General features: G+C 68.0%; 35 protein-coding genes. All 35 read right to left on the bottom strand.

What is annotated here, in order from left to right; all coding sequences use genetic code 11:
• Positions 1-2: 2 nt before the first annotated feature.
• The 35 genes from ACFPJ1_RS40750 to ACFPJ1_RS40580 all read right to left on the bottom strand — a co-directional run bounded on the left by ACFPJ1_RS40750 (position 3) and on the right by ACFPJ1_RS40580 (position 22,791).
• Positions 3-221 (bottom strand): hypothetical protein, encoded by a 219-nt coding sequence (locus ACFPJ1_RS40750; RefSeq protein ID WP_380111745.1) that lies wholly within the window; start codon positions 219-221, stop codon positions 3-5.
• A gap of 143 nt (positions 222-364) precedes the next feature.
• Complete coding sequence (locus ACFPJ1_RS40745; RefSeq protein WP_380111744.1) at positions 365-988, bottom strand: hypothetical protein; 624 nt, start codon at positions 986-988, stop codon at positions 365-367.
• A 107-nt stretch (positions 989-1,095) separates the two neighbouring features.
• Complete coding sequence (locus ACFPJ1_RS40740) at positions 1,096-1,623, bottom strand: phage tail tube protein (RefSeq protein ID WP_380111743.1); 528 nt, start codon at positions 1,621-1,623, stop codon at positions 1,096-1,098.
• 1 nt (position 1,624) lies between these two features.
• The gene (locus tag ACFPJ1_RS40735; protein ID WP_380111742.1) at positions 1,625-1,807 is read right to left on the bottom strand and encodes a hypothetical protein; all 183 of its coding nucleotides are present in this window, start codon (positions 1,805-1,807) and stop codon (positions 1,625-1,627) included.
• Positions 1,808-1,817: 10 nt separating this feature from the next.
• Entirely contained in the window at positions 1,818-2,228 is a 411-nt protein-coding gene (locus ACFPJ1_RS40730; RefSeq protein WP_380111741.1) for a hypothetical protein, read from the bottom strand.
• Complete coding sequence (locus ACFPJ1_RS40725; RefSeq protein WP_380111740.1) at positions 2,225-2,566, bottom strand: HK97-gp10 family putative phage morphogenesis protein; 342 nt, start codon at positions 2,564-2,566, stop codon at positions 2,225-2,227. The genes ACFPJ1_RS40730 and ACFPJ1_RS40725 overlap by 4 nt, the downstream gene beginning before the upstream one ends.
• A complete protein-coding gene (locus ACFPJ1_RS40720; RefSeq protein ID WP_380111739.1) occupies positions 2,566-2,982 on the bottom strand; it encodes a DUF6093 family protein in 417 nt (138 codons plus the stop codon). Before ACFPJ1_RS40720 ends, ACFPJ1_RS40725 begins: the two co-directional genes overlap by 1 nt.
• Entirely contained in the window at positions 2,982-3,596 is a 615-nt protein-coding gene (locus tag ACFPJ1_RS40715) for a copper resistance CopC family protein (protein ID WP_380111738.1), read from the bottom strand. The genes ACFPJ1_RS40720 and ACFPJ1_RS40715 overlap by 1 nt, the downstream gene beginning before the upstream one ends.
• Entirely contained in the window at positions 3,586-4,926 is a 1,341-nt protein-coding gene (locus tag ACFPJ1_RS40710; protein WP_380111737.1) for a LamG-like jellyroll fold domain-containing protein, read from the bottom strand. The genes ACFPJ1_RS40715 and ACFPJ1_RS40710 overlap by 11 nt, the downstream gene beginning before the upstream one ends.
• Before the next feature lie 28 nt (positions 4,927-4,954).
• Positions 4,955-5,308: a phage tail fiber protein gene (locus ACFPJ1_RS40705; RefSeq protein WP_380111736.1), complete on the bottom strand. Its 354-nt coding sequence runs from the start codon at positions 5,306-5,308 to the stop codon at positions 4,955-4,957.
• A 189-nt stretch (positions 5,309-5,497) separates the two neighbouring features.
• Entirely contained in the window at positions 5,498-5,674 is a 177-nt protein-coding gene (locus ACFPJ1_RS40700; protein WP_380111735.1) for a hypothetical protein, read from the bottom strand.
• Positions 5,675-5,719: 45 nt separating this feature from the next.
• Positions 5,720-6,844 (bottom strand): phage major capsid protein, encoded by a 1,125-nt coding sequence (locus ACFPJ1_RS40695; protein WP_380111734.1) that lies wholly within the window; start codon positions 6,842-6,844, stop codon positions 5,720-5,722.
• A gap of 14 nt (positions 6,845-6,858) precedes the next feature.
• Positions 6,859-7,200, bottom strand: a complete 342-nt coding sequence (locus ACFPJ1_RS40690; RefSeq protein ID WP_380111733.1) for a capsid cement protein — start codon at positions 7,198-7,200, stop codon at positions 6,859-6,861.
• A 3-nt stretch (positions 7,201-7,203) separates the two neighbouring features.
• Positions 7,204-8,538: a hypothetical protein gene (locus ACFPJ1_RS40685; protein ID WP_380111732.1), complete on the bottom strand. Its 1,335-nt coding sequence runs from the start codon at positions 8,536-8,538 to the stop codon at positions 7,204-7,206.
• Positions 8,539-8,582: 44 nt separating this feature from the next.
• Entirely contained in the window at positions 8,583-9,620 is a 1,038-nt protein-coding gene (locus ACFPJ1_RS40680) for a phage minor head protein (RefSeq protein WP_380111730.1), read from the bottom strand.
• A complete protein-coding gene (locus ACFPJ1_RS40675; RefSeq protein WP_380111729.1) occupies positions 9,620-10,708 on the bottom strand; it encodes a DNA-methyltransferase in 1,089 nt (362 codons plus the stop codon). Before ACFPJ1_RS40675 ends, ACFPJ1_RS40680 begins: the two co-directional genes overlap by 1 nt.
• The gene (locus ACFPJ1_RS40670; RefSeq protein WP_380111728.1) at positions 10,690-10,854 is read right to left on the bottom strand and encodes a hypothetical protein; all 165 of its coding nucleotides are present in this window, start codon (positions 10,852-10,854) and stop codon (positions 10,690-10,692) included. The genes ACFPJ1_RS40675 and ACFPJ1_RS40670 overlap by 19 nt, the downstream gene beginning before the upstream one ends.
• Entirely contained in the window at positions 10,851-12,491 is a 1,641-nt protein-coding gene (locus tag ACFPJ1_RS40665; RefSeq protein WP_380111727.1) for a hypothetical protein, read from the bottom strand. The genes ACFPJ1_RS40670 and ACFPJ1_RS40665 overlap by 4 nt, the downstream gene beginning before the upstream one ends.
• An 18-nt stretch (positions 12,492-12,509) precedes the next feature.
• Entirely contained in the window at positions 12,510-14,066 is a 1,557-nt protein-coding gene (gene terL / locus ACFPJ1_RS40660) for a phage terminase large subunit (protein ID WP_380111726.1), read from the bottom strand.
• A gap of 373 nt (positions 14,067-14,439) precedes the next feature.
• A complete protein-coding gene (locus tag ACFPJ1_RS40655) occupies positions 14,440-14,733 on the bottom strand; it encodes a hypothetical protein (RefSeq protein ID WP_380111725.1) in 294 nt (97 codons plus the stop codon).
• Positions 14,734-14,844: 111 nt separating this feature from the next.
• Positions 14,845-15,033 carry a hypothetical protein gene (locus ACFPJ1_RS40650; protein WP_380111724.1) on the bottom strand — a complete coding sequence of 63 codons (189 nt, stop codon included), beginning with the start codon at positions 15,031-15,033 and terminating at the stop codon, positions 14,845-14,847.
• A complete protein-coding gene (locus ACFPJ1_RS40645) occupies positions 15,030-15,374 on the bottom strand; it encodes a hypothetical protein (RefSeq protein ID WP_380111723.1) in 345 nt (114 codons plus the stop codon). Before ACFPJ1_RS40645 ends, ACFPJ1_RS40650 begins: the two co-directional genes overlap by 4 nt.
• A gap of 23 nt (positions 15,375-15,397) precedes the next feature.
• A complete protein-coding gene (locus ACFPJ1_RS40640; RefSeq protein WP_380111722.1) occupies positions 15,398-15,592 on the bottom strand; it encodes a hypothetical protein in 195 nt (64 codons plus the stop codon).
• Entirely contained in the window at positions 15,589-15,825 is a 237-nt protein-coding gene (locus ACFPJ1_RS40635) for a hypothetical protein (RefSeq protein WP_380111721.1), read from the bottom strand. Before ACFPJ1_RS40635 ends, ACFPJ1_RS40640 begins: the two co-directional genes overlap by 4 nt.
• Complete coding sequence (locus ACFPJ1_RS40630; protein ID WP_380111720.1) at positions 15,822-16,217, bottom strand: hypothetical protein; 396 nt, start codon at positions 16,215-16,217, stop codon at positions 15,822-15,824. Before ACFPJ1_RS40630 ends, ACFPJ1_RS40635 begins: the two co-directional genes overlap by 4 nt.
• A 25-nt stretch (positions 16,218-16,242) precedes the next feature.
• A complete protein-coding gene (locus ACFPJ1_RS40625; protein WP_380111719.1) occupies positions 16,243-16,668 on the bottom strand; it encodes a hypothetical protein in 426 nt (141 codons plus the stop codon).
• Positions 16,665-17,627 carry a hypothetical protein gene (locus ACFPJ1_RS40620; protein WP_380111718.1) on the bottom strand — a complete coding sequence of 321 codons (963 nt, stop codon included), beginning with the start codon at positions 17,625-17,627 and terminating at the stop codon, positions 16,665-16,667. The genes ACFPJ1_RS40625 and ACFPJ1_RS40620 overlap by 4 nt, the downstream gene beginning before the upstream one ends.
• 47 nt (positions 17,628-17,674) lie before the next feature.
• Entirely contained in the window at positions 17,675-18,640 is a 966-nt protein-coding gene (locus tag ACFPJ1_RS40615) for a DNA-methyltransferase (RefSeq protein ID WP_380111717.1), read from the bottom strand.
• Positions 18,637-18,828, bottom strand: a complete 192-nt coding sequence (locus ACFPJ1_RS40610) for a hypothetical protein (protein WP_380111716.1) — start codon at positions 18,826-18,828, stop codon at positions 18,637-18,639. Before ACFPJ1_RS40610 ends, ACFPJ1_RS40615 begins: the two co-directional genes overlap by 4 nt.
• A 160-nt stretch (positions 18,829-18,988) precedes the next feature.
• A complete protein-coding gene (locus tag ACFPJ1_RS40605; protein ID WP_380111715.1) occupies positions 18,989-19,654 on the bottom strand; it encodes a hypothetical protein in 666 nt (221 codons plus the stop codon).
• A complete protein-coding gene (locus ACFPJ1_RS40600; RefSeq protein ID WP_380111713.1) occupies positions 19,651-20,022 on the bottom strand; it encodes a hypothetical protein in 372 nt (123 codons plus the stop codon). The genes ACFPJ1_RS40605 and ACFPJ1_RS40600 overlap by 4 nt, the downstream gene beginning before the upstream one ends.
• Entirely contained in the window at positions 20,019-20,549 is a 531-nt protein-coding gene (locus tag ACFPJ1_RS40595; protein ID WP_380111712.1) for a hypothetical protein, read from the bottom strand. The genes ACFPJ1_RS40600 and ACFPJ1_RS40595 overlap by 4 nt, the downstream gene beginning before the upstream one ends.
• A gap of 218 nt (positions 20,550-20,767) precedes the next feature.
• Positions 20,768-21,193, bottom strand: a complete 426-nt coding sequence (locus ACFPJ1_RS40590) for a hypothetical protein (protein WP_380111711.1) — start codon at positions 21,191-21,193, stop codon at positions 20,768-20,770.
• A 34-nt stretch (positions 21,194-21,227) separates the two neighbouring features.
• A complete protein-coding gene (locus ACFPJ1_RS40585; RefSeq protein WP_380111799.1) occupies positions 21,228-21,581 on the bottom strand; it encodes a DNA methyltransferase in 354 nt (117 codons plus the stop codon).
• Positions 21,582-22,497: 916 nt separating this feature from the next.
• Positions 22,498-22,791 (bottom strand): HNH endonuclease, encoded by a 294-nt coding sequence (locus ACFPJ1_RS40580; protein ID WP_380111798.1) that lies wholly within the window; start codon positions 22,789-22,791, stop codon positions 22,498-22,500.
• Between the last annotated feature and the right edge of the window lie 39 nt (positions 22,792-22,830).

Genomic DNA, 22,830 nt, shown 5'->3' with positions numbered 1-22,830 from the left:
GCTCAGGGGTTCGGTACTGCGGTGGCTCTCCACAGCCGACCGGCCGGGGCTGCCTGCTTGCGGGCGTCGCTGTCGTTCGCGCCGTGGTCTTTCTTGGCTTGGGTGTAGGCGACGGTTTCGCAGCGGTTGCATTCGTCGTAGGTGACGTGCCACGACACGTGCTCGGTGTCGGTCGTCTGGTCGAGCGGGCCGCCGCACTTCGGGCACTCGTTCGCCTTCACCTGCGCCAGGGCGGTCAGGTGGTCCCGGTCGTTGTCGTCGAACTCGGGTTCGGGCTGCGTGTAGAGCAGCCTGCCGTCGTTGTCGTAGTAGTAGAACGTGCGGGGCTCCCAGCCGAGGAGGCGGCGCAGGGAGACCCCGTGGGCTATCGCCTGCTCGAGCTGCTGCCGCTTCGCCGGCGACTGCGCGAGTTGGCGTCGGAGAAAGGGACACTCAACGCCCTGTCATTGACCGACATGGCGGCCTGGCAGGCGATGATCCGTTCACCGTTGGACAGGGTGCCGAGGAGTTCGGGGATGTCCATGTCGACGATGTTGCCGTCGGCATCCTGGACCTTCGTCGCGGATGCGAACATCAGCGCGTCGGGGAAGGTCTGGTTGTTGCGGTCGTCCTGCGCGTCGATCTCATTGCCTTCGCGCGGCGGGTGCTTCTTGAGGAGCTCGTCGTAGTCGTTGGCCTTCATCGCGGTGAAGGTGACGGTGACGGACGCGGCGTCGACGGCGGCCTCGGCGTCGGTGACTGCCTTCTCGGCGGCCTTCTTCCGCTTGGTGAGGTCGGGGTCGATTGCGACGGTGCCGCCAGCGCGCCTGTCGGCGGTGGCCTCGGCCAGCGCGATCTCGGCTTCGATGCCGGCGAGATCCTGTTCGGCGAGGGCGAGGGTCATCGACAAGGGCGCGGACAGGCAGATGTCCATGCGGCGCGTCGCGCGGCCGCCCTTCGGTGACTTCCGGTCCTGCAGCAACGCCTGCAGTGCTTCGTGATCGGGCATGGGGCACTCCTGGGCTCGGGGTGGTACAGGGCTCGGTGGGCTCGGCGCAGAGAGAAGGGGGCGGCTGACCCGAGCCCGGTATCAGCCGCCCCCGCATGTGGGACGGATCAGGTCAGCGCGATCTGCTTGCGGACGATCCCGGTCACCGCGACCGCCTGGACGATCCGGATCTTCGCGAACTCGTCGTTCTCGTCCAGCGGGACCTTGTTCTGCGCGCCGAAGATGATCGGCCACACGTCGACCTTCTGCGCCGCCGCGAAGTCGACCGTCTCGGCATCCAGGCCGTACCGGACCACGAGGAACCCGGCGACGTTCTGCTGGAAGATCTCCATCGCCTTGTTGCCCGGGGCTGCGGCAGCGGCCTGCGGGTCGGCGATGTAGATCAGGTCGTCGATCGACGACTTCTCCCGACCCAGCACCTCGAACGTCTGCTTCGACCCGACGCGCCGGTCGTCGCCGCGGGCCTGCTCACCGGACGGCTTGAAGTTGCCCGCGGTCAGAAAGAAGCTGATGTCGAGCGAGCCGGCGGCGTTGACCTCGACGGTGGTGGGCGCGGTGACGACGGCGATCGTGGGGACGTAGGACACCTTGAGGTTGCCTTCGGCCTTCACGCCGGTGGGGATGGTGACGACCATGTCAGGACTCCTTCGAGGTGGCCTTGGGGCCGGTGGTGGGCTTGTCGGCCGGGTACTTCGGCGGCAGGAGGTCGCCGTGCACGTCGACTGCCGGCTCGTCGAGGACGGTGAGTCCCTCGTAGACGCCGTAGGTGGAGTACTCGTGCTTGGTGACGTTGTCGCGGACGCGTACGGGTTCGGGCATGGCTGGGCTCCTAGACGTGGAGTCGGTAGAGGATTGACCCGGAGGTCCGGGAGGGGACGACGTCGGTTTCGGTGCGGATGGTGACGTCGTCGAGTACTTCCTTGAGCCGGGCTCCACCGGTGGGGCGTTTGCCCGTGAGTGCGGCGCGGATCTTGTCGAGCGCCCACAGGGCGCGGGTCTTGTCGCCGCCGACGAACAGGATCCGGCAGCCCCACCTGAGTTCGGTTGGTGCGTCGTTGAGGCGGTCCCCGAAGGCGTTGCCGCCGCTGGGGAAGAACACGGCGTAGGGGTGGACGCGGCCGTCCGGGTCGAGCGGCGGGTCCGTGGGGAGTTCGGTGTCGTACACGTTGAGGTGCTCGATCGCCTGCAGGAGCGCGTATGTGGCGTCGGCGACCGGCGTCACCGTGGGCAGCGGCGTCACAGGATCTTCTCCGCGACCTTGCCCAGCGCAGCCTCGAACGCGGGGACATGCTTCTCGAACGCGGGACCCATGTACGGCTGGGCAGCCATGCGACTCGTGCCCCCCTCTACGAAACCTCCGTAGCTGGCCGTCGGCCCGCACTCGCCTGACAGGCCGTCGATGTCGCTGGAGATCGAGCTCTCCAGGTTGCCGGTGTCGACGGGCGCGTTGATCTTGGCGTCTGCCTCGATGTCCAGCACCGACTTCTTCACCACGAGCGGCGCGGTCTTGGCGACCTTCGCTGCGCCCTTCTCGAGATCGCGCTCCAGGTCCCGCAGTTCGGAGACGTCGAAGTGCATCAGGCCTCCAGGGAATCGGTGCAGATCAGATCCCGCTCGAACAGGAGCGAGCCGCGTTCGACGCTGGTGACTCGCAGCCCGCGTCCGACGAAGCTCGGATCGTCAGCCGTGTCGACGGTTCCTACGTCGTCCACCTGGAGGTCGATCGCCTCGACCTCGAGCGAGACCCGGTAGCGGCGGAGCGAGATGTTCTGTGCGCCTGCCTCGACGACCCGGTCGTCGGTGAGCGCCTGGATTCGGCAGGTCCCGGAGTAGACTGTGGTCATCGGCTGCGTCGTCGTGCCCGTTTCGGGATCGAACACCGGTGCGCCGGAGAGCCGTTTGAACGTGATCGTCGCTGTGCGGGTCGTGGCGAGGACGGGCCGGTGGCGCGCCTCCCAGCCGGCCGGGATGACCCGGGAGCCGGGGAACGGCATCAGTACCAGCCCTCGGTGAGCTCAGCCCTGCACCGGTAAGGCTCGTACTCGACGATCTCGAAGCCGGACGCCTCGCTGTCGCCTTCACCTTGGTCGGCTTGCCGGCGCAACTCGGCCGCCTGGGCGCGCAGTGCAGCGGCGACAGCGGGCCCGTCAGTGGAGAGATCCTGGGTGCGGATCTTCTTGGAGACCATCGCCTCGTTGCCGGCGATCGCATCCAACGCCTGGGCGGCGGCGCGCTTCACGGAGTCGCCGTTCATGGCGAGGAACCGGGCGATCTGCTGCGTCGAGAAGATCCGGTTGCCAGGGTCGGTGTCGGCGATCAGGAGCCGCACGTCGCCCTGGTCTTCGGACGGGGGCGGTGCAGGGTCGGCGTCGGCGGTGTCCCATTGGGTGCCTGCGCCGGTGCCGGTGACGGTCCAGCCGATGTACCAGGTCCCTGCTGCGGTGAGCGGGACCTGCACGGTCCATGTCGCGCCGCCGCCGGATGGGGTCGGGGTGGCGGGTGTCTCGGTCCCGTCGGGTGCCCGGACTGTGACGGTCGCGGCGGTTGTGCCGTCGTGCGGGTCGACGGTGAGGCTGAACAGGGCGATATCGCCGACGTCATACGCCATGACTCACCTCCAGTTGGCTCGATGGGGCGTTCGACGGGACGAGGTGAGGCTTGGGGTTCGGTGTGAGGCCGCTGGACGGGGTGTTGGTTGCCGTCAGCACCGGCTGTACTGCGGGCCCGTGGGATCCGGCCTTGGCGAGCGTGCCGTTGCCGCTGAACTGTGCGACGCCTCGGTGCGCGGGCGCTCCGGTCGCGGCGAGGCTCCCTGAGCCGACCAGGCTCAAGGTGCCGAGGGTGGCGGGTGTCCCGCTCGAGGCGAGCGCGCCTGCGCCGGCGAGGTTGATCGCGCCGGCGTAGTTGTCTCCGTGGGACAGGAGGAGCAGTCCACCGCCGGACAGCGACAGGTTGCCGGGAAGCATTGGCTGTCCGGCGGCGGTCAGTGAACCGGCCCCGGAGAGGCCAGCGGTTCCGGTGTGGCCGGGGGTGCCGGTCGCGGTGAGCGATCCCGCCCCGGAGAGCGCGGCGCTACCGGCGGTTGTGACGGTGGCGATGCCGGTCAGGGTGCCGCTGCCGGTGAGGGCTGCGGTGCGCGCGACGGCTGGGCTGCCTGCCGCTGCGAGCGTCCCGGCGCCGGAGAGGCTCCGGCTGCCGCTCACTGCAGGGCTGCCAGCGTTCGCGAGGGTGCCGTTGCCTGACAGGGCTCGGCTGCCGGTGACCGCAGGCGTGCCCGCGTTGGTGAGGGTGCCACTGCCGGACAGTGCGACGTTGCCGGAGAACGACGCGCCGGAGGAAACCGGCGTACCCATCAGCGTGGTGATGGTCGCCGCGTCGAGTGCGGTGTCGTAGTACCGCACGTCGTCGAGGATCGTCTCAGCCCCGAGGGTGTCCATCAGGTGGCTGCCGGTACCGCTGGTGTGGGGAGTCCCCGTCAGCGCGGTACTGGCGACCTGAGTTCCATTGATGAACAGCTTGACATTCGCGCCGTCCCAGGTCCCGGCGACATGCCACCAGCCGTTGATGGCAGGTTGGGCGACACTAGGGGTCTGAGGCGTACCGCCTGAGTTCCTGCACCGGAATCCCACATTGCCGGACAGGCCGAGCAGGATGCCCCGGTTGCCTGATCCGCCGGACTTGATCTCCCCGAACCACCCGATGACCGAGTTGTCGGTCCGGAAGACCCAACCCATGAGGGTGCAGTTCGCGGTCTGCAATCCGGTGATCGACGGGCCGGCCGAGTCGGCCGCGGGCGAGGTCTGTGTGATGCCCTTGCTGGTGTGCCCGGACGCCGATCGGGACAGTGAGCCGCCGAAGACCGTGTCCCTGCCGTTGCCGGAAGCATCGAGGATGTTGCCGCTGGCCTCATCGAAACTGTAGGCGTAGAGCAGCGCCATACCGCACCCCCGACAGGCGTTCGGTGAATCAGGTCTGGGTGTAGGTCAGGGTCAGCGCGTAGGTGCCTTGCGACGCGAACGCCTGCGATGTCACAGCGGCACCGTCGAGGTAGTTCCCTGCAGTGATCGCGTCATGGACCCCGGCGCCGACGATCGTCGTACCGGTGGGCACGTCGAACGTGACGGTCGCGGTCATGACACCGTTCGTCGGCGAGCCCCACGTGATCGCCTTGCGGGCGTAGGCCGGGGAACCGCCGGACGGCTCGGTGCCTGCAGTGCCGCCGGGTGCCGTGGTGTAGAGAGCGGCGTGGGTAGCTCCGCCGCCCGCTGCCCCATACGCGGTGGCCAGCCGGTTCTTCTGTGTCGCTGTCTGGATCGTCACGGCGAGGCTCCTCGCATGTTGCAGGGGTGTGGTGTCGGGGCGCAGGACGCGCCATTGCAGGGAGGTTAGGAAGGGGCCCGGTGCGAGCCCAGCCTTTGACCCGGCCAGGGCCTCCCCGGCACGCCTTCCCACGGTTCTGTGATGGTGGTGCTGCACCGGTTCTCCGCGGGTTGACGCCCCGACACCCAGCTACTGGCCCGTGACCTTCTTGCGGGTCGCGGCCTTCTTGGCCGGCGCCTTGGGCGTCGGCTTCTCGTCCGGAGCAACCCCAGGCTCCGGGTCGGCGGGCGGCTCCGGAGCGAGAGCCCCGACCAGCTTCCGGAGCAGAGTGTTCTGCTCGTCGAGCTGGCCGGAGATCTGCGCCATGAGCCTCTGCTCAGTCGTGATCAGGGGCAGTTGAGTCATCAGGCGTCACGCGCCCGGCGACGCCCACGTGCCCTTCGGGTCGGCCGTGGCCGCACCGATGACGTGACGCACCCGGTACTGCACGTCGTCGATGTCGAAGGAGCCCTCGGTCGGGGCGACCTCGCCGCCGCCGACACGCGAACCGCCGTCCGACTTGATGCGCAGGTCCGGCACCTCGTGGCCACGGAGGAACCCGAGGCCCACCGAGAAGCGGGTACCGGCGTTCGGGTCGGGCAGCAGGTACCAGGCGGTGGCGTTGGTGAGCCACCGGTTGGTGACCAGACGAACCGCCCCAGCGAGGATGTTCGTGGTGATCATCGTGCGGTTCGTGGTGGCGTCCACGTAGCGCAGCTCGGTCGCGTTGAGGATCTTCTGCGCCGTGATCTGCAGCGCGGGCGGAACCACCAGGACCACGGACGACACCAGGACCGGCAGGCCCTCGGAGTCGCGGACGTTGCTCAGCGCGGTGATGGCCGTGGTGAGCGACTCCACGCTGAGCGCCGAGGTCGTGCCGGAGGCCATGAGGTTGCCGTTGCCGGACGTGAAGAACGCCGGGTTCGGGGCACCCGCGACCTCGATGGCGCCGGTCGCGAGGTAGTCCTCGGTGTTGCGGGCGGCCTGGGCCAGCCGGTTCGGCAGGTCCTTGAACGCGTCGAGGTCGTCGTTGACGAACGTCTCCCACGACAGGGAGATGCGCGCACCGCGCTTGCCGACGCGCAGGGTGTAGGGCGTCTCGGTCACCGGGCGGGCCGGGTACTCGGTCAGCTCCGCCACCTCGGGCAGGATCGCCCGGCCGCCGAGGATGTCGTGCAGGGTCGCGACCTTGAAGTCCTTCAGGACGCGGCGGGCCGCGAACTGCGACCACACCTGCGGCTCGACCTCGTAGGCCTGCAGCAGCGCGTGGTCCATGACGGCGCCGAACAGGCCGGCGAAGTCACTGGTGGACATGGCCTCTTCGAGCTCCAGCATCGCGCGCCGGGACCCGTCGAAGACACGGCCCATGAGGACCGCGCCCTCGTGGAGCCGTTCGTTGGAGTAGCGGCCACGGAGGCGCCGCCCGGACGACTCGGCGACCGTGTCGTTCGCGGCCTGTCCGGAGACAACCTCGACCGGGTCGATGGTGATGGTCATGGTGTATCTCCTTCTCAGGCCGCGGGGCCGTTGGCGTTGCCCACGAGGCGGACAGGGATGACGGCGGCACCGGCGGTCTTGACGGCCAGCGCGTGACCGAACAGCCGGTTGCCGGTCGAGGTGATGACGAGGGCGCCCGCACCGGTGATGTAGATCGGGGTGCCGACGGCGGTGATGCCGGTGACCGACAGGTTGAACACTCCGGCCAGGGCGACGGACGCGGTGCCGTCAGCGTCGCGGGTGGTCTGCGCTACGCCGACCAGTTCGCCGACGACGACGGGGGCGCCGGACACGACGCCGGATGCGACGGGCAGGTCGATCCAGTCGCCCCTCTTGAAGACCTCATTGGTGGCCATGGGTCACGCCCCCTTCCGGTTGATGCCGAACACGTTGGAGACCGTGTCGGTGACGACGGCCGCCTCGACGACCTTCTTGTCCTTGGCCTCACCGAGGCCGCGGACGGAGCCGACGTTCTCGGCGATGGACGCGAGGTAGGTCTCCTCGGCCTTGCGGGCCTCGTCGACCTTCGCGCCGAACGCGTCGGTGTCGAGCCGTCCGTCTTCGCCGAGGGTGATGTCGCGCATCGCCTCGTTGACGATCTTGTCGACGATCGGCGACGCGAGTTCGCTGTTCGCGTCCTTGACCCGGGTCGAACCGAACTCGCGGGCGTAGTCGCGGGCTTCGGCGATCTTCAGGTCGGTCTCGGCCTTGTCGGCGCGAGCCTTCTCGGTGGCGAGCTCAGACTCGAGCATCGGCACCCGGCCGGCGTCCGCTTCGAGCTGGCGCATCCGGGTCTCCTTGACGGTGACCGTGGCGCCCTCCTCGATTTCGGGCATGGTGTGCTCCTTGATGGTGGTGGACTGCCCGGCCGGGTGGACCGGGACGATGGGGGTGGTGGTTTCCGCGACGGCAGCGGCAGTGGGCTCGCCGTCGATGGGGACGTAGGTGCGCTTGACGCGGACCTGGACCGGGTCGCCGGTCAGTTCGACGGCTCCGTCGGTCTCCGTGTACGTCTGGGAGAAGGTGCCGGGGTCTTCGCCGCCCCAGCGGTCCCAGTAGACGACCGTGTCGTCGTAGTCCTCGACCCACACGTCGACACCTTCGGAGGCGTGCGCGTCACGGACTGCGTTGCGGAACTTGTCGCGGCGATCCGAGTCCAGCTCGCCCGCCTCTTCGACCTGCGCCTTGCGGGCGGACTCGAGGATGACTCCTCCACGTCCCGCATGGGTCACGATGTCGACCGAGTTGAAGGTGTCGGGGAAGATCTCCTTGACCACCCAGACCCTCTTGCCAGCGACCTCGCCAACCTCACCCTCAGCGGATGCGCGGACAGAGACGCCGACAGCGGAGCGGAACGTGTCGTTCTCGAGGACGGTCTTCCCGAGGCCAGCGGGCTTGATGGCCGCGACGAGCGCACTGCCGTTCCAACTGGCGTCCTCGGTGAGTACCGCAGCCAGATCTTTCACGGACCGGGCGGGGCGCTCCTCGTCCTCAGTGGCGGTCGGGTGGTCAAAGTAGACATGCGTCCCCTTCGGCCACACCTTCGCCTTCGCGGCAGCCTCGAGCACCTGCGGCGAGTACCACCCAGAGCTGCCAAGCCCAGGACTAATAACCTGGATCTTGTAGCTGCCGTCGGCTTTGGCCTCGGTGACTTTGCCGAGCGTGCCGTCCTCAGTGAGGCTCTTGCGGGACATGCGTGACCTCCCTGGGTCGGGCGTCGTGGGGTTTTGGTGGTGGATCAGGAAGCGAGCGGCGACGTGACGTAGCTCGGGCGCCAGTCCGGGTTCTGCTTGCGGACGGCCCAGTTGTCCATCGGGTAGTCGCCGCGCTTCCATGCCTCGTACCGGCCGGCGCCGAGGATGCTGCGCTGCGTCTTCTCGTCCTGCTGCGCGAACCACTCCCCCGCGTCAGGCGTGACCGGGCCGGGTTCGTCCATGTCCTCGAAGCCAAGCTCGGCCCATGTCTTCGTGCGGGGCATCCGGCTGCAGCGGCACTGCTGGTGTCCCTGCGGCCCTGGCTCGCTCAACGGGTGTTCGGTACCGGACATGCCAAGGCAGGCCGGGCAGGTACGGGGCGAGAGGTCAGTGAGCCAGACCCAGCCGCCGAGCACGTCGGCGTTGGCCTCCTGGGACACCTTGGCGGCCGCTCTGTGCGCGTCTAGCGTCTCGGTGCGGCTGATGACGAGCGCCCGGGTGAGTCCCCCGTTAAACCCACCCTCGGCGTTCTTGATCATGCGGGCCGCGGTCTGCCTCGGGTTCGATCCCGACGCGATCCCGCGGACCAGTTCGCGCCGGATGACCGCGTCAGCCTCGGCGGAGATCGGCCACAGTTGCGACGTGATCCGTTCCGTGGAGCGCTTCACGATCGCGGCGATCTGCTCCGGGTCGACACGGTCCCAGCCGGCCAGGTTGTCGAGCTGATCCTTGGGGACTTGAGACCCGATGATCGCGGCCTGCGCCTCCCCGGCTTCCCGGACGACCTTGGGCAGGTCGGTGGTGATTGTGATCCCGGCAGCCTCGATGAGCGCCACTAGCGCCCGCGACACCGCATCGAGCGCCTGCTGCAGCCGTGACGCCCGGAGTGCCTGCGCCTGGGTGACGGTGCCCTCGTCGGCGTCGATGATCAGCCTTGCGATCGCCAACTCGAGGTCACCTGCGACGAGGTCCCACGCATCGACCCAGGCCTTGGTGAGGGCCCGGTCGTGCTGGTTGGTGATGGTGAGGAGGTCGGCGCGGAGCTTCGCGGTGAGGCGCAGGGTCGTCTTGGTGACGGCCATCAGGCACTGATGCCGTCTTCGAACAGGTCGAGCGTCGACACCTGACCTTCGACCTGCTTGGCGGGCTTCTTCGCCTTGGTGGGCTTGACCTGCATCGCCTTCGCGATCTGGCCGGGGTCGTTGGTCCGCCATGTCGCTAGGCGGCAGTAGTCGGCGGACATGTCGACGTGGATTCCTTGGCGGCCGAGCGCCTTCGCCACGAGGGCAGTCGTGCCGGTCCCACCGAACGGGTCGAGCACAACGCCCCCGAGCGGAGACCAACCCTTGATGATGCGGCGGGGCCACTCCATCGGGAACGCAGCGAAGTGATCGATGCCCAGCTCGGCAGGGACCCTGAGCGGCTGGGTCGGCACAGTCCAGACCGACCCGGGGAGCTTGCCGAGCGGGTTTGCCTCTGAGATGGTCCGAGGTCCGCCACCAACGACCGTCCGCTCCCGCTGCGAGCCGTAGGTGGACTGGTCGCGCCCTCCGCTTTGGGGCAGATACGCCTCGCGGATCTCGTCTACGGCGCTGTAGTACCGGGGCGAGCGGGTGAAGTGGAACCAGGTCTCGTGGCTGCGGCGCACCCGGTCAGTCACCGACTCCGGCAAGCCGTTGGGCTTGGACCAGATCACCTCCGCCCGCAGGATCAGACCGAGGTCGTCGATGCAGCGCAGCGCGTACCGCCACGGCACGCCGATGAGGGACTTGGTCGGGGCGCCTGCGACGATCCGAGTCTTGGCGTGCTCCTCCTGCATCTGCCGACCCTTGGTGTTCGGGTTCGTGAAGCCCGCGAGTGTCGACTTGTCGGAGTAGCCGCCACCGCCGCTGCTGCCTGCGTACCGATCGCCGAGGTTGACCCAGATCGACCCGGACGGCTTCAGCACCCGCACCATCTCGCGGGTAGCAGCGATCAGCGCATCCACGAACTCGGCCGGTGTCGCCTCGGCGCCGATCTGGCCGTCGTAGTGCTCGCCTGCGTCTTGGTACGACCGCAGCCCGAAGTAGGGCGGAGAGGTCACGACGAGATCGACCGACTCGTCCGCCAGTGGCAGTGCGAGTGCGTTGCCGCGGATGATGCGAGCGCTTCCTACATCGCGTCGATCCACGTCTCCACCTCCCGCTCGGTCCAGGTCTTGTTGATGCGCTGATCGGCCCGCGCGACATCAGCGCGCGGGGTCGGCAGGGGCTTCCAGTGGGGGCACTCGCCGCAGTAGCAGGTGGCGAGGCAGTACCGGCCAGGGGCTAGCGTCACTGCGCGAGATCGGTCGAGTCGGACTCTGGGTCCGGAGCGCCGTTCAGCGCGGCAGCCGGGTCCTGACCGCGCCGGAACGCGTCCGCCGCCGCCTGCCCGGCAGAGGCGCGCCGGTCAATAAACGTCCCGTCCTCGTCCGTGACTTCGTTGAGGATCTCGTCGGCGTTGTCGACCTTCAGCGCGCCGAGCAGGGTCCGCAGCGTGACGAGCGGCGGGAGCAGCCCGGTCGTGTCGGCCTCCACGATCGCCTTGACGAGCGTGTCGATCGGCATGGATGAGAACTCGGGCCATGAGATGTCCACGGTGCGGTCGTCGTTGTCGGGCAGTTCGACGAGGACACGGTTGCCTTCACGCTTCACCGACCCGTCCAGTTCGCCCTGCGGCGCCCGGACAGCCCAGTCGATGACGTGGTTGATGATGTCCGTCTGGAACTCCGACCACAGGTTGCGGCGCATCCAGAACCCGAGCTCGGTCGGCTGGTCCAGCGTCTCCGCAACCGCCCGCGCACCGTTCACGCCGGGGTCGCCGAGCAGCATCGTCACCGGCAGCTCGAGCGCAGTCGCAGCCATCGCAGCCAGCGGCCGGCCGGAATCCGCGTCGATCGTCGCACCGGTCTTCGGGATCGCCTCAAGCGTCTCGTCGCCCGTGTTCACCACGGTCGCGCCGACACCATCCGGGTTACCCGAACCGACAGACGTACCAGCACGGGACGCGATCTTCGCCGCTACCTGCTTCACCTTGTCGCCGCGAGTCTTCTTCTGCCACGCGAACCGGGCCAGCGCCTTCATCAGCACCGACCACTGCTCAAGGAACTCTTTGTAAGAGCGGGCCCAGGCGATAGCGGCGAACGCGTCCGGGATGCCGCGCATCGACCCGGACGGCCGGTTCACGGCCAGCATCCGGATTGGGGAGTCCCACAGGACTGGGTAGCCGTCGATGAAGCGGGGCCGGTCGATGCCTCGCGGTTCGTAGCCGAGCGCAGGGTAGAACGAGGTCAATGTCTGCTCGATCAGGCGGCCGGCGGTGACGGTCTTCGCCGTGTACTCGCGCCGGTAGTACCAGTGGGAGACCTGGTCTTCGGGGTCGGAGATGATCTCGGTGATCTCGTCGACCGGCACCCACCGGACCTGCACGCGCCCGGTCAACGGGTTCGTGAACAGGGCAGCAGCAGCCTCGCCGTCGGTGCCGAGCGACCGCTCCATCTCCTCACGGGCCTGCGACCCGGAGAACGTCTTCTTGTTGCTGGGGTCGTCGAGGAACGCCTGCACGACAGCGTTGACATCCTGCCCATCGTCGGACTGGTCCCGAACGGTGATCGTGACGCCCTGACCCCACACGTACGCGGCACGGAGGCCGAGGCCGCGCTTGATCAGCGGGTTCGCGATGTTCATCACGCGGCACAGGTCCCGGATCCGGCGCCGGCCAGCGGCCGACAGGTCCCTGTTCGCGTCCATCGAGAGGCGTTCCCAGCCGCGGTCCTCGAACGCAAGCTCCAGGTCGGCGAGGGACTCCTTCACGACTTCGAGTTCGTTGCTGCGGGCAGCGAGCTGGTCGGAGAGGTGCACGACACGCAGGTCAGCGGTCTCGCTGATCGCGTCGTCGAGCGTCGGCTGAGTCCAGTCCATGGGCATCGACATGCGGGCACCTCCTCCGGGCTAGTACGGGCTGATGGCGTGGCCGACGGTGTCGAGTTCGTCGAACTCGTCGGGTTCTTCGAGGTCTTGGCCGGCGAGGAGCGGCGCGAGGATCAGGCGGTTCAGCGCCTGCGACAGGGCGTCAACGCGGTCATCGTTGGCGGCGTTAGGAAAGGCGGCCGCTTCCTCGATCAGGCCACCGACCCAGGGCGCGAGCTCAGGGATCGGAAGGTGCACGTTGCCTGCCTCAACGAGCGGTGACACAGCGGACGCGCGCGCCACCTTCGACCCGTGGGGTTCTTCGGGGACGATCCCGGGCACGACCAGCCGGAGCGAGTTGATGACCGCGGTGCCGTTCGCCTTGTCCTCGACGAGCTTCAGCACGGCCTGTGGCCACTTCGCTGCGAGCTCACGGAACTGCTGGCAGGTGGTGACGAAGTCCATCCGGTCGTGCACCTGGTCGAGGAGGAACGCTTCGGCGCCGCGGCGCATCCAGACCTGGCCGACGACATAGTCGCTCGACTTGGTGTCTTTGAACGCCATGTCCCACGACATGATGAGTTCGTCGTAGTGGGTGACGATGTGGGATCCGTCGCGGCGGACCAGCCAGGGTGCTTCGCTGTAGCGGCGCTCGCCTGCTTCGCCGTCCCACCACTGCCGCTTGAACGCGCCACCCTCGACGGGCGACGGGCGGCCTTGGTACAGCGCTTCCCAGTCGCGGGAGCCGGCCTGGATCTTGATCTGCTCCCACTCTTCGTCGGAGCGGGGTTCGCCGGTGCGTTCGTTGGTGCGGGCGGACTGCATGTACTCGCCGGGCTCACGGCCAAGCGGGTCGGTCTCGCCCTCGTTCGGGTCATGGTCAGCCTGCGCGGGGATGTTGATGACCCGCCACCGGTGGCCGTCCTCACGGCCGAGGAGCCAGCCGGCCAGGTCTTGCTCATGCCACCTGGTGAGGATCAGCACGACGGGCGCACCGGGTGCGAGGCGGGTCGATCCGGTCGAGGTCCAGAAGTCTTTGGCGCGCTGCCGGTACCGTTCCGACTCGGCCTGCTCCCTGTTGGACAGCGGGTCGTCGATGAACAGCCAGTCAGCCGGGCGACCAGTGATGCCGCCCGCGAGGCCGATCGACCGGACTCCCCCGCGCTTGCCTGCGATCTGCCACGACGACACGGCCCCGTTGTCGGGTGCGATGCGCAGGCCGAGGTCGAGGGTGCCGTCCTGGCCTTGGTTGCTGGTGATCATCTGGCGGATCTCGCGGCCGAACGTCTCGGCGAGGTCGGCGCCGTAGGACACGACTGCGATGCGCCGGTCAGGGTTGCGGATGAGCGCCCACAGCGGCCCGATCTTGGTGACTCGGGTCGACTTACCTTCCTGGGGCGGCATCGAGATGATCAGCCGGTCGCAGCGTCCCTCTTCGACATCCACGAGCGCCGCGTCGATCAGGTCGAGCGCGGGGGTCTGGATGGTGTGGGGGTCGATCGCTCTGGCCAGCTCGCCGGGGGTGGCGAACTCCTGCTCCGGTTCGGCCGGCTCGTCGAACATGCGCGCGGCGAACTCGAATGCTGAGGCGACGGCCATCGTTCACCTCCGGGTGCGGCAGGACTCCCAGGTCTCGACGAGCGGGTACAGCCGGGGCGGCTTCGGCTTCCAGGGCCACCACCAGGCGCGGTCGATGCGGGAGTGTCTGGCCATGGGTGCCGCCTTGGGCTCGGTGGCTTGCTCCCGGTCCCTTCCGCTTCGCGTGCGCGTGTCAGGCCCGGGGCGTCGGGGGAATGCGAGGGCCCCGGCTCTCAGGTGGGAAGCCGGGGCCTTCGCTGTGGTCAACCGCGGGGTCGAGTCCGCGGGACCGGCCGCGCCTATGGGGACGGCGCGGATGTTCTGTGGGCCGCTCTGTCAAGCGTCACGAGACAATGTGTCAAGCAACAGTGGACATAGTGCGCCGCGACAAGAATTACACGGCGCTTGATTCTGATGCAAGTAGCCCTCTGTCATGGGCGCGCCGCATGATGTCTTCCAGGTCGTACAGAGCGTGACGGGTGACGGGGTGCGTGCCGACGCGGCGGACGTAGCCGCGGTGCGCCCATGACCGGATCAGGTCCACGGTGACGACTGTCTTCGGGTCGCTGGCGAATGGCATCGCGACGTAGGCGAGGTAGGCGGCTGCGAGCGCGGCTGGGACGTGGCGTGGGTTGTCGGGCTGGAAGTCGTTGCGGCGGCCGAACGTCGGCTCGATCACTTCGCTCATGCGTGTCCCCGTTTGTGCTGGCCCGGTGGGGCTGGTGTCATGGGTGGTGGTGAGTACCCCTGCGTGACACCGTTGCGAGCGCCCGGCCGGCCAGTCGGGCGCTCGCTCGCGTTACCGGAGGTCGCTTGGCGGCCGTACTTCTCCGCTGCAGGAGCGGCGGGAGCACGCCAGTCGTGGCGGGGCGATGCCCTCGGAGGGGTGCATTTCGGAGCCGCACTCGGGACAGTGGGCGGTGGCGTCGCGCAGCCACTGCGCCACCTGCTCAACCCTGATCGGGTCGTACTTGGCTTCAGGCGTCATTGCGCGATCCTCCAGCGGTCGTCGAAGTCGGGGTGGCCCGACCAGCGCTCAGCGAGCGACATGACCGCCAGCCGCAGGGCACGCTTCGCGGAGGGCGATGCGGACGGTTCGACGTACAGCGCCATGAGCTTCCGGAACACCTCGCAGTCCTTACGCACGTACCCGGCGTACCGGTACGCCATCGGCTGATCCATGGCCCGCTCCGGCACCTGGTCGGCGACAGGCTCTGTCTCGGCCTCGCGGATCCGGTCCAGCACGAAGCGGGACAGGTCGTCGACCGGATCGGGCCGGGGTTCGAGCTTGGCGCGGAAGTCGTCGACCCCGGCGCCGCTGCCGGGCATGCTGTACGTGCTACGCCTGCGGGTCACGGCAATGCGCCCGCAAACTTGGCGTCGTGTTCGATGTAGTACAGGCACCGGCTGCACGTAACCTGCTCGATCGTGTCCGCGAACGGGTGACCGTGCCCGACGTGCATCCAGCGCCCGTCGCCTGCCGCCTCCCACTCGCGCGGCAGGCCCTTGGTCTTGAAGCTCGCGTGGACTGGCCGGTCGTCGCTCATGTGTCCATTCTCCGTCCCGTGTACAGCATCGCCTGGTGCACGGTCGCGCCTGCCCGGACCCCTTCGATCACCAGCAGGTCAGCGACCCACGCGACACCCCACTTGGTCGGCTCGGTCGCGATCTCATACAGCGCACCGTCCCCGGCCTGGAACCGCATCCCCTGCTCGACGCTCTCCGACGCGAGGTAGAAGACGCCCGGCTTGGAGCGGTGCGCGAGGATCGGGTCGGTCATCGCTTCCTCCCCTTCGCGGCGACACGCGCCTTCAGCTTCGGATCCGCCTTGGCCTTCTTGCGGATGTTCTTCACCGCGTGCATCGTGCGGCCGAGCTTGAGCGCGGCCTCTCGAGCGGTCAGGTCGGGGCGGGTCGCGATCTCCAGGTCGGCGCTCGTCCACTCCTCGCGATGCTTGCCTGCCACCTCCCGGGTTGCGGAGTTGTTCCGCGCCCGCATCTGGCTGTCCTTGGCGTAGTGCGCCTCGGTGCAGTCGCCGCAGCGGCACCCGTGGAAGCCGTAGGTGTTCGCTGTGCCGTGCTGGATCGGGCGGCCCTGCTTGTCGCGGACGTTCCCTGCGCAGCCGGCGAGGCCACACGTGCACTCACAGGTCGTCCCCAGTCGATCCCCCATGCATGCCATTCTGCCTTGGCTCGGGTCACGGCCTCCACTCCTCGCGGTGTAGTCCCGCGTCCTTGCGGACCTTCTCGGCTGCATCTGCTGCCGCATGTGCACCGGCCACCTTGGCGGCGATACCGGCGTACTTCTCGACCCGCGCGACATACACGGCATGCACCCGCTCGGCGAGCCCAGCGTCCATGTCCTCGACCACCGGACTCTTCAGGTGCACGTCCGGAAGATCTCCCGATGTCCAGCTCGTTTCGAGGACCTCTGACCCGGTCACCACAGGGTTGATCCCCCACCAGTCGATGACCCCGGCCGCGATGGTGATCCGGCGGTCAGACCGGATCTCCTTCGGGTCGATGCCGTTGACGCGGAACCATTCGAGCAGCGCCTCGTAGTCGGGCATGCTGAGCGAGTCCCAGATTTCCGCGTTCGCGCCGATGGTCACGGTGGTTGTCACGATGCTGCCTTCCTGATGCCGGTGGTGGTTCCATCATCGCGGAACAGGGAGCCAACGATCAGCCCCAACTCGCGCAGCCCTTCGTCGGCCCGGTGGTGTGTCCCGCACGTCAGGCAGGTCACGCCGTGTCCTTCGCGGTCCATGACAAGGGCTCCCCCGCAGAGCACCTGCACCGGCACACCCGGCTTGTCGGTGAGCTTCGCGCACTTCCCGACCGGCCGGGCACGGTAGTCGCCGACGGTGTCTGCGAGCTGCCGGTTCAGGTCTTTCAGTTCGGTGTACAGGTCGCCGGCCCATGCCTGTTCGGTGCAGTAGGCGAGATTGGCGAGGATCATCTTGCACTCGGCCGCGACAGTCGGTGCGATGGGCTGGTAGGCGTGGCAGCGGCACGTTTTCGCGGTGCAGGCGACGACGCTGTTGGGTTGGTGGCCGAGGGCAAGGTGGCCGCAGGTGCAGTGTCTCGGCTGGTTGCGCTGTTCACGGACGAGTTCGGCCCAGCCGTGGAGGAGGGCGAGGGCACCGAAGCCGGGCCGCTGGTCGAGGAGGTCGACCACTTCGAGCCGCATCGGGGCCGGGGCGTCGGGTTGCTTGGTGCGCGCGTTCTCGGGGTTGCCGGGGACTGTGCCGTGGCCTTTGACCCAGAGCAGGAGCCCGAACAGGGTTGGCAGGTCGCGGAGCCATCCGTCGAGTTTGGTCAGGCAGGAGCGCCTCTTGTCGGTGTCGTCGCTGCACAGGTACTGGCCGGGTTGGCACAGGACCGGTCCCCGCGCGTCGCCTGTGCCCTGCTGGCAGCCGTTGAGGCACTCGGACGGGGGAACGGCCACATGGGCGGCTGCGGACCGCGGATCGGTGGTGGGGCGTTCGGCTCGTACCTGCCGCCACTCGTCGCTGCTGAGCGCCTCTGTGCCGTTCAGAGGTGTTTGCGTGCCCGTGGACGCAGAGCCGATCCGATCGCTCACGGGGCCATACAGAGCATTCGAGCCACTGAACTCGGAACGATCATCAATCATGAGGCGGTCTCCTCGGTGAAATCCAGCGCTGCCTGCTGCAGGCGTGTCCGCAGTGAGAGGTCGAGGTAGTCGGCGTTGAGGTCGATGCCGACGTATTTGCGGCCGTGGCGTTGGGCAACCATGCCGGTGGTGCCGGAGCCGCTGAACGGGTCGAGCACCGTCCCGCCCGGCTTGCAGCCCGCGAGGATGCACCGCTCCGCCAGTTCGGGAGGCATGACCGCGAAGTGCGCCTCGCTGAACGGCCGGGTCGCGATAGTCCACACGTCTCCCGGGTTCCGGCCGTCTGCGTGGTAGCTGTTGTCGGCCGTGAGTCCGCGGTGTTCATCGAATGCCGCCGCTTTGGCCTCCGCACCGCGGAGCTTCCCGACGCCGCTGCGGTGCCGCTCATCGCCATGCGGCTCGCGGATCGCATCGAGGTCGAACCAATACCGGCGCGACTTGCTGAACAGGAGCACGCTCTCGTAGCGCGTGGAGAGCCGGTCCGTGACTGACTCCGGCATCGCGTTCGGCTTGTGCCACACGACCGCGTTGCGGAGGATCCAGCCGTCATCCTGTAGCGCGAACGCCACACGCCACGGAATTCCGAGCAGGTTCTTCTCGGCGATCGCGTGCCGGATGGCCCCCGACCGGTCGCGGGTGTCGTCGTCACCATTCAGGCCCCGGCGACCGCTGTCCCGTTGCGACGCCCACCGGACGCTGTAGGAGTCCCCGAGGTTGAGCCACAGTGTGCCGTCGTCGGCGAGCACGCGGCGCACCTCGGCGAACAGGGCGCGCATCGTCTCGACGTACTCGGCGGGCGACGCCTCCAGCCCGTACTGCCCCGGCTCGCCGTAGTCGCGCAGCCCAAAGTAAGGCGGCGAGGTGACGCAGCTGTTCACGGACCCATCGGGCAGGGTGCGCAGGATGTCGAGCGCGTCGCCGTGGTGCAGCGTCACCTGATCGTCGGCGTAGTGAACGCTCACGCGGAGTCCCCCTTAGTGCCGTGCTTGATCGCGCAGTCCAGGCAGTCCCGGACGTGCCCCATGTCGTTATGGCGGCGGGTGCAGCAGCAGCACTCGGTCTGGGTGGTCCGGTTGCCGATGTGGTCGCCCACTGGATGGCCGCACCCGTCGCCGAGTTGGGTGCTCTTGCAAACCACGGTGTCTGTCATCGGTTGGCTCCTTGGCGCTCGCATGCGGTCAGCGGGCAGACTCCAGCGGGTGCGCCGTCATGGCCTCGCATGCAGTGCCACCGGTTCACGTTCTGGTCGGCGCAGTCTCGGAGGGGCCCGCAGAGGATGATGAGCCCATCGCGGGATTCGGGCGTCTCGGTCATGCAGCCCCTCCCGTTTCGAGTTCAGCCATCGCGGCCACCACCGGAGCCATATGCCGCAACACCACCTGCGCCGCAACCGACCCCGGCGCCACGTCATGCCCCAACTCCCCCAACACGGCCACCAGGATCCCGTGCAGCAACGTCCCCTGCTGCTCCGCCAACCGGACCCGCCGCTCATCCACACCAGCCTTCAACGCCGCCGTGGAGTACTTCTCCAACCGGTTCGACGCATCCACCAACATCACGTAAGCGATGTTCGGCTTCGCCTCCTCCGTCGTGCCGGTGTCCTGGCCGCCGTCCTTGATGCGCGTCACGCCCCAGGTCAGCTCGTGCTCCTCCAGGAGCTGCACCCGGTGCCGCCAGTAGTCGACCTCGCCGGCCGTCCAGTGCACCAACTCGAGCAGCGCGTCCGCGGGGTGGATGTCGCGGCGGCCACCGAACAGGACCACGTCACGGCGGGCCTGCGTCGCGACTGCCGCGGTCTTGTGGTTCTGGGTGGAGCCGCCGTGCAACTTGCACTTTCCCAGGCCGGGATGGTCCGTGCCCCAGCCCGCAGGCCGGGTGCAGTCGCCCTCCCCTTGCCGCTTCTTGCCGCCGCAGATCTCGTAGCGCTTGTCACGTCCTGTGGGACCGGCTGGAGTTGTCATGTCGTCGGTCGTCATGAGGCCGCCCCTGCAGGCATCGGAACGACCTTCAGGCCAGCCGCAGTCTCTCGGACGACACCGAGGGCGCGGTCCCTGAGCTTCTTGCGCCCGTTCTTGGTGTGCCGCCACCAGCGCCACAGGTAGTAGGCGGCGAGGGCGCCCGTCACGGATCCGGCGATTGCGTGGCCGCGTCCGGCGTTGATGACGGCGACGACGAGATAGCAGGCGCCGATGGTGCCCATCCACCGGGATTTGAGGTGCCGGTCGGCGAGGAGTTCGGCGCGGCAGGAGCAGAAGAGGCGTCGGGGTAGGCCGAGGATCTCGACGATGGAGAGCGTGAACGCGACGGCCCAGAACACTTGGCCGATGAGGAAGGCGAGGCTCATGCCTTGCCCCCGATCTCGCGGGCTTTGTTGGCTGCCCAGCGCAGGTCGTCTGCTGCGTCGTAGTCGCTCCGGGCCTCGGCCTCGAGTGCCACCGCGATCTCTTCGGCGATCTGTCGGCGCAGGGCAGGCAGGGCGGCGGTGAGAGCGGCGCGGGCAGTCGCGTACATGTCCTCGCCGGGGCTGCAGTGGAGGATGTTGTGCCCATCCTCGTAGAAGGCGTTGGTCACGGCCTCGATCGCTGCGATGGGGATGTTCAGCGCGGGCTGCTCGGGCGCGTTCCCTTCGCCGGTGAGGTCGAGGGTGCCGGTGTGGTGCGGGCCGGCGGGCTGGGTGGCGAGGCTGCGCTGCGTGCAGGTGGCGAGCCGCTCCTGGAACTCGGCCAGCGAGATGGGGTCGGTCCAGTCCCGCCCGTCGCGGCCTCTCCAGCCGTCAGCGTCGAGGATCTGGACGCCTTCGATCTGGCACCACTCCTCGGCCGTCTTGAGCACCTCGGCCGTGTCGGTTTTGGTCTCGTTTTCGTTGCTCACTGGCTTCTCCTCGCGTGCGTTACGGACCTGTGCTTTTTGATCAACGGTCATTCGAGCGGACCCCCAAAACCTGTACAAAAAGACCACGATCACTGGGGGGGTTTTCCCTTATAGGTCTGGTCGGTGTGACTGACGGTGTACGTACGGCGTGACTAACGCCGTTTGTCACGGTGGTTGTCACGGGGTCTGTCACGCCGTTTGTCACGGCGTGACATCGGCTAGTCATAGGGGTCCGAGTCGCCGTACGGATCGCCCTCCGCTGCGGCCCGTGCACGCTCCTCGGCGGCGGTCTCCTCGGCTTCCAGCCGCTCGCGCTCCCGCCTCGCCCGGGACTTCCGCTGCCGCTCGGCGCCCTCCTTCTTCTCCTTCTCCCACCAGGCCCGCGACTTGTTCCAGTCGAGGTAGTCGTGGATCCTCTGGCCGTCGTCGTGCTGGACCCACAGGCCGGCCTTGATCAGCTCGGTGACATGGGCCTGCTTGAACCTGGGCACGAGCCGCGGGATGCGTTCGGGCGGGATCGCCCCGTCGGTCTTGTGTTTCGCGGCGTAGCACATGGCGGAGACGTGGAGCCGGAAGGCGCCATCGGACAGCCCGTCGACTTTGGGGTGGTCGGCGAAGTTGTCGTCCATGTTCAGGTAGGGCATCAGGCGCTCCTCGCGTCTTGGTGGTGCTCGGCGGTCAGGCGCTGACGCCGTCTTCGAAGTTGAGGCCGATCTGGATCGGCTTGGAGAGTCGGTTGACGATGAGCGGGAGGTAGTCGGCTTCCCGCTCGATCGCGATGCATTGGAAGCCTTCGATGACGCAGGCCTCGGCGGTGGTGCCGCTGCCGGCGAAGGGCTCGAGGACGGTGCCGCCGGGTGGGGTGACGAGGCGTACGAGCCACCGCATCAGGTCGAGCGGCTTCACCGTGGGGTGGGCTGTCTCGCCGTCTCTGGGGCGTTCGGAGGTGGGGGCTTTGGCCTCGTAGTGGAAGGTCGGGAAGAAGCGGGACGCGCCGCCCTGATCGTCGTACTCGGCACCCGTGGCGGTCATGCCCCAGCCCTCACCAGCAGCAGCGCCACGCGGGCTGCCGATGCGAGAGACGGTCAACCCGGTCTGCTTGTCGAGTTCGGCGGCCTGCGACTCGTCCAGTACGACGTTCGTCGGCCACCGACCCGCGCTCGTGTGTCTCTCTGAGCGCGCCCCAAATCCCATGATGTCGCCGTCCTTCTCGGACGTGCCACACATGCGGCGGGCACCGGACTCAACACGCGCGGCGTCGATGTTGAGTGCCCCGGTGCCGTGCTCCAGGACGTTGCCCGCGACCGTCAGCGGGCCGCCCTTGACGTACTCGGGGAGGCCGTCAGGCCAGACGCAAGTCCCGTCCGCCAGTCTGTCGATGCGGACAGTCGCCCATGAGCCGGTAAGCCCAGTTGCAATTCCAGCAAAGGACTCGATAGTCGGGCGGGAATCCCTCACGCTTGACCTGCTGGTAGACCTTTCCCCAGGTCGCCTTTCGGTGTGCGGTTCCTCCGCCGTCGATGTGGTCGAGCGTGAGGAAGTCGGGCGTCCGCTCGTCGCAGCAGGCGCAGGCCCCGCCGTAGGCACTGAGGATTTCGGCGCGGAGTTCTGCGGCCTTGCGTCGGTTGTAGGCCCTGACGTGCTCGCGGTTGGCCTCTCGCCATGCGGAGTGATCGTCGCGGAATCTCTGACGGTTTGCTGCCTTGACTTCGCCGTCTCGCTTCCGTCTGCAGGGGCGGCAGATGTTGCCGCCGTTGACTGCGCTCGGGTTGAAGACGAACTGGTCGAACGGTCGCGTGTCGCCGCACCGTTTGCAGGTCTTCTCGTCCACCGGATCTCCCCCTGGATGCCCTTATTTCTAAGGCCAAATTCTACCATTTGGAGGACGTTTGTCGGAGTTGACGCGAGCGGCTTGCGGCCGACGACGATCGGCTCGAACGCGGGGCGGTTACCCCTTGCGGCTGCGTCCCGGGGTGAGGGCTGCGTGCTTGCGGTAGCAGGCTCGATCGCAGAAAGCGCGAGGGTGGAGCGCGAGCTGAGAACGCCAGCGGCGAACAGGTTGTCCGCAGCCGTGACAAGCGACCTCAATGAGTCCGGTTCGGGGATGCTCGTCGCCGTGACGCTTTGCATGATCCTCGACAGACAGGACGACAAGGTTCTGAGGTCGGTTGTCCTGCTTGTCGCCGTTGACGTGGTGGACGTGCTCGTCGCTTCGGAGAGTTCGGCCCAGCACGCCTGCCATGACGTGACGGTGCTCAAGAGCGTCTCGGCCGTCCACTCG

The sequence above is a fragment of the Kribbella qitaiheensis genome, from assembly GCF_042657745.1.
Taxonomy (GTDB): domain Bacteria; phylum Actinomycetota; class Actinomycetes; order Propionibacteriales; family Kribbellaceae; genus Kribbella; species Kribbella qitaiheensis.
Note: the sequence above shows the minus strand (reverse complement) of the source record. Positions and strands in the feature narration are given on the sequence as shown.

Bases quoted from the DNA above. Each gene is read 5' to 3' on its own strand.
- ACFPJ1_RS40745 (WP_380111744.1), bottom strand. From the start codon at position 988: ATGCCCGATCACGAAGCACTGCAGGCGTTGCTGCAGGACCGGAAGTCA.
- ACFPJ1_RS40740 (WP_380111743.1), bottom strand. From the start codon at position 1,623: ATGGTCGTCACCATCCCCACCGGCGTGAAGGCCGAAGGCAACCTCAAG.
- ACFPJ1_RS40735 (WP_380111742.1), bottom strand. From the start codon at position 1,807: ATGCCCGAACCCGTACGCGTCCGCGACAACGTCACCAAGCACGAGTAC.
- ACFPJ1_RS40725 (WP_380111740.1), bottom strand. From the start codon at position 2,566: ATGCACTTCGACGTCTCCGAACTGCGGGACCTGGAGCGCGATCTCGAG.
- ACFPJ1_RS40720 (WP_380111739.1), bottom strand. From the start codon at position 2,982: ATGCCGTTCCCCGGCTCCCGGGTCATCCCGGCCGGCTGGGAGGCGCGC.
- ACFPJ1_RS40715 (WP_380111738.1), bottom strand. From the start codon at position 3,596: ATGGCGTATGACGTCGGCGATATCGCCCTGTTCAGCCTCACCGTCGAC.
- ACFPJ1_RS40710 (WP_380111737.1), bottom strand. From the start codon at position 4,926: ATGGCGCTGCTCTACGCCTACAGTTTCGATGAGGCCAGCGGCAACATC.
- ACFPJ1_RS40700 (WP_380111735.1), bottom strand. From the start codon at position 5,674: ATGGCGCAGATCTCCGGCCAGCTCGACGAGCAGAACACTCTGCTCCGG.
- ACFPJ1_RS40695 (WP_380111734.1), bottom strand. From the start codon at position 6,844: ATGACCATCACCATCGACCCGGTCGAGGTTGTCTCCGGACAGGCCGCG.
- ACFPJ1_RS40690 (WP_380111733.1), bottom strand. From the start codon at position 7,200: ATGGCCACCAATGAGGTCTTCAAGAGGGGCGACTGGATCGACCTGCCC.
- ACFPJ1_RS40685 (WP_380111732.1), bottom strand. From the start codon at position 8,538: ATGTCCCGCAAGAGCCTCACTGAGGACGGCACGCTCGGCAAAGTCACC.
- ACFPJ1_RS40680 (WP_380111730.1), bottom strand. From the start codon at position 9,620: ATGGCCGTCACCAAGACGACCCTGCGCCTCACCGCGAAGCTCCGCGCC.
- ACFPJ1_RS40665 (WP_380111727.1), bottom strand. From the start codon at position 12,491: ATGTCGATGCCCATGGACTGGACTCAGCCGACGCTCGACGACGCGATC.
- terL (WP_380111726.1), bottom strand. From the start codon at position 14,066: ATGGCCGTCGCCTCAGCATTCGAGTTCGCCGCGCGCATGTTCGACGAG.
- ACFPJ1_RS40655 (WP_380111725.1), bottom strand. From the start codon at position 14,733: ATGAGCGAAGTGATCGAGCCGACGTTCGGCCGCCGCAACGACTTCCAG.
- ACFPJ1_RS40650 (WP_380111724.1), bottom strand. From the start codon at position 15,033: ATGACGCCTGAAGCCAAGTACGACCCGATCAGGGTTGAGCAGGTGGCG.
- ACFPJ1_RS40645 (WP_380111723.1), bottom strand. From the start codon at position 15,374: ATGCCCGGCAGCGGCGCCGGGGTCGACGACTTCCGCGCCAAGCTCGAA.
- ACFPJ1_RS40640 (WP_380111722.1), bottom strand. From the start codon at position 15,592: ATGAGCGACGACCGGCCAGTCCACGCGAGCTTCAAGACCAAGGGCCTG.
- ACFPJ1_RS40635 (WP_380111721.1), bottom strand. From the start codon at position 15,825: ATGACCGACCCGATCCTCGCGCACCGCTCCAAGCCGGGCGTCTTCTAC.
- ACFPJ1_RS40630 (WP_380111720.1), bottom strand. From the start codon at position 16,217: ATGGGGGATCGACTGGGGACGACCTGTGAGTGCACGTGTGGCCTCGCC.
- ACFPJ1_RS40610 (WP_380111716.1), bottom strand. From the start codon at position 18,828: ATGACAGACACCGTGGTTTGCAAGAGCACCCAACTCGGCGACGGGTGC.
- ACFPJ1_RS40605 (WP_380111715.1), bottom strand. From the start codon at position 19,654: ATGACGACCGACGACATGACAACTCCAGCCGGTCCCACAGGACGTGAC.
- ACFPJ1_RS40600 (WP_380111713.1), bottom strand. From the start codon at position 20,022: ATGAGCCTCGCCTTCCTCATCGGCCAAGTGTTCTGGGCCGTCGCGTTC.
- ACFPJ1_RS40590 (WP_380111711.1), bottom strand. From the start codon at position 21,193: ATGCCCTACCTGAACATGGACGACAACTTCGCCGACCACCCCAAAGTC.
- ACFPJ1_RS40585 (WP_380111799.1), bottom strand. From the start codon at position 21,581: ATGACCGCCACGGGTGCCGAGTACGACGATCAGGGCGGCGCGTCCCGC.
- ACFPJ1_RS40580 (WP_380111798.1), bottom strand. From the start codon at position 22,791: ATGGCAGGCGTGCTGGGCCGAACTCTCCGAAGCGACGAGCACGTCCAC.